Source organism: Actinomadura logoneensis, from assembly GCF_003428695.1.
In the GTDB taxonomy this organism is placed as follows: Bacteria; Actinomycetota; Actinomycetes; order Streptosporangiales; family Streptosporangiaceae; genus Spirillospora; species Spirillospora logoneensis.
On the sequence record NZ_QURH01000056.1, the window covers coordinates 1 to 2,749 of the forward strand.

General features: G+C 73.8%; 2 protein-coding genes and 1 pseudogene. All 3 read right to left on the reverse strand.

Annotation, left to right across the window (positions count from 1 at the left end; translation table 11 throughout):
* Window positions 1-84: 84 nt before the first annotated feature.
* Window positions 85-610, reverse strand: a pseudogene (gene ribH, locus DZF91_RS02980) (6,7-dimethyl-8-ribityllumazine synthase).
* The gene (locus DZF91_RS02985; RefSeq protein WP_117355974.1) at window positions 607-1,854 is read right to left on the reverse strand and encodes a bifunctional 3,4-dihydroxy-2-butanone-4-phosphate synthase/GTP cyclohydrolase II; all 1,248 of its coding nucleotides are present in this window, start codon (window positions 1,852-1,854) and stop codon (window positions 607-609) included. Before DZF91_RS02985 ends, ribH begins: the two are co-directional and overlap by 4 nt.
* 152 nt (window positions 1,855-2,006) lie before the next feature.
* On the reverse strand, window positions 2,007-2,657 hold the full coding sequence (locus tag DZF91_RS02990; protein ID WP_117355973.1) for a nicotinamide mononucleotide transporter family protein: 651 nt from the start codon (window positions 2,655-2,657) through the stop codon (window positions 2,007-2,009).
* Window positions 2,658-2,749: the final 92 nt, after the last annotated feature.

Consider the following 2,749-nt stretch of genomic DNA (forward strand, 5'->3'; position numbering starts at 1 on the left):
GCCTCCGGCGCGGACCCCGACGCCGAGCCCGGGACCGGGCCCACCGACGCGTCCGGCGGCGGGCCCGGTCCCGCGTCCGCGCCGCTAGACCGCGCCCGCGGTCCGGCGGTGGAGCGAGCGGAGGGTGAGCGCCGTGTCGAGGGCCGCCACGACCGACTCCCAGCCCTTGTCCTCCGAGCTTTCCGGAAAACCGGCCCGCGCGCGGGCCTGATCCGTATTGTCACAGGTGAGAACGCCGTTGCCCACGGGGGTCGACTCGTCCAGCGCGACCCGGCCGACCCCGGCGGTGACTGCGTCGCAGACATAGTCGAAGTGGGCGGTCTCACCCCGGATCACCGCGCCGAGGACGGCCACCGCGTCCAGGTCCCGGGCCAGCCGCTGCGCGAACCGCGTCCAGGTCCCGGGCCAGCCGCTGCGCGACGACCGGGATCTCCAGGGCGCCCGCCACCCGGACGACCACCGGCTCGGCGACGCCGCACGCCTCGGCCGCCGCGCGCGCCCGTTCCAGCAGCCGGTCGGTGATCTCGGCGTTCCACCGGGTGCAGACGATGCCGAGGGTCAGCCCGGACGCGTCGACGGTGGTGTCCTCGGGACGTCCCTGGCCGCTCATGCGAGGTCTCCGATCCGGTGGCCGAGGCGGTCGCGCTTGGCCGCGAGGTAGCGGCGGTTGTGCTCGGTGACGGCGACCGGCATGGCCTCGCGTCCCCGCACGTCCAGCCCGAACCCGGACAGGCCGTCGAGTTTGGCCGGGTTGTTGGTGAGGACGCGGATCGACCGCACGCCGAGGTCGCGGAGCATGTGCGCGGCGTTGGAGTACTCGCGGGCGTCCACCGGGAGGCCGAGCTCCATGTTGGCGTCCACGGTGTCCGACCCGTCGTCCTGCAGGGAGTACGCCTGGAGCTTGGCGAGCAGGCCGATGCCCCGGCCCTCGTGGCCGCGCAGGTAGAGGACGACGCCGCGGCCCTCCTCGGCGATGCGGGCCATGGCGGCGTCGAGCTGGGCGCCGCAGTCGCAGCGCTCGGAGTGCAGGACGTCGCCGGTGAGGCACTCGGAGTGGGCGCGGACCAGCACGTCCTCGCCGTCCCCGATCTCGCCGAGGATGAGCGCGACGTGCTCGCCGCCGTCCACGGCGCTGGAGTAGCCGACGGCCCGCCAGGCGCCGAACCGGTTCGGCAGCCGGGTCTCGACCGCGCGGGTGACCATGGGCTCGGTGCGCCGCCGGTACTCGACCAGCTGCTCGATGGAGACCAGCTTGAGACCGTGCTCCTTGGCGAACACCTGCAGCTCGGGCAGCCGGGCCATGGTGCCGTCGTCGTTGACGATCTCGGCGAGGACGCCCGCCGGCGGCAGCCCGGCCAGGCGGGCCAGGTCCACGGCGGCCTCGGTGTGGCCGCGGCGGCGCAGCACGCCGCCCTCGTGGTAGCGCAGCGGGAAGATGTGGCCCGGCCGGACCAGCGCCTCGGGCTCGCTGCCCGGGTCGCACAGCACGTGCAGGGTGCGGGCCCGGTCGGCGGCGGAGATGCCGGTGGTCACGCCCTCGCGGGCGTCCACGGTGACGGTGAACGCGGTCCGCATGCGGTCCCGGTTCTGCGCCGTCATCAGCGGGATGTGGAGCCGGTCCAGGTCCGTGCCGAGCATCGGCGCGCAGATCACCCCGCTGGTGTGGCGGATGGTGAAGGCCAGCAGTTCGGGCGTGGCCTTGGCCGCGGCGAAGATGATGTCGCCCTCGTTCTCGCGGTCCTCGTCGTCCACCACGACCACCGGGCGGCCCGCCGCGATCGCCGCGACGGCCTCCTCCACCGGGTCGAAGACCCCGGCGGGGTCGTCGGCCCTCGGCAGGTCGCTGCCGGTCATCACCTCCTCGCCGCCGGGCACCACGCCGGGCACCGGCCCGCCGCCCCGCAGCAGCCTGTCGCCGCCGGTCAGCCGCTCCTCGCCGAGCCGCCCGGCGTCCTGTGTCCTGTCGTCGGCCGGCGTCTGGTCGGCCGGCCTCCTGTCGGCGGTCATCATGCCGTCACCGTCCCGTCCTCGCGGGTGGGGATTCGCGGGTTCCGCCTGGCCTCCTTGAGCCAGTTGCGGAATCCCGCCATGACCATGACGAAGAAGATCCCGTACACCGCCCCGGACACCCACAGGCCCGACTTCAGCGCCAGGGGCACGCCGACGAGGTCCACCAGCACCCAGATGATCCAGAAGTCCACCAGGGCGCGGCTCTGCGCGAAGGTCGCGGCGGCGCTGCCGACGAAGATGTAGGCGTTGGCCCACGGCGACCAGGCCACCTTCAGCCAGGTCATGTGCATGAACAGCTGCGCGACCAGGACGGTGCCGAGGGCGAGCGCCACCAGCAGGACGACCCGCTCGCGAGCGGTGGCCTTGCGGATCACCAGGGGGCCGCCGTCGCGGCGTCCGCGGGCCCACATGATCCAGCCGTAGGCGCCGAGGAAGACGAACAAGGCCTGCTTGAGGGCGTTTCCGGGGACGTGGGCGTGCAGCGACGCCGCGAGCAGCAGCAGCGCGCCGGTGATCTGGACGGGCCAGGTCCACAGCGTCTTGCGCATGGCGAGGTAGACCACGGCGAGGGAGAGCACGTTGCCGACCAGGTCGGTCCACAGCACGTGCTCCCCGAAGAGGGTGAAGCTCGAGTTCAGCCAGTTCACGACGCGTCCTCGCTGTTCGCGGCGGTGGTCGGGGAGGTGTGCGCGGGGGCGTCGGAGACGCCTGCGGGGGCGGGGACGACGGGGGCGTCGGG

Bases quoted from the DNA above. Each gene is read 5' to 3' on its own strand.
- DZF91_RS02985 (WP_117355974.1), bottom strand. From the start codon at position 1,854: ATGACCGGCAGCGACCTGCCGAGGGCCGACGACCCCGCCGGGGTCTTC.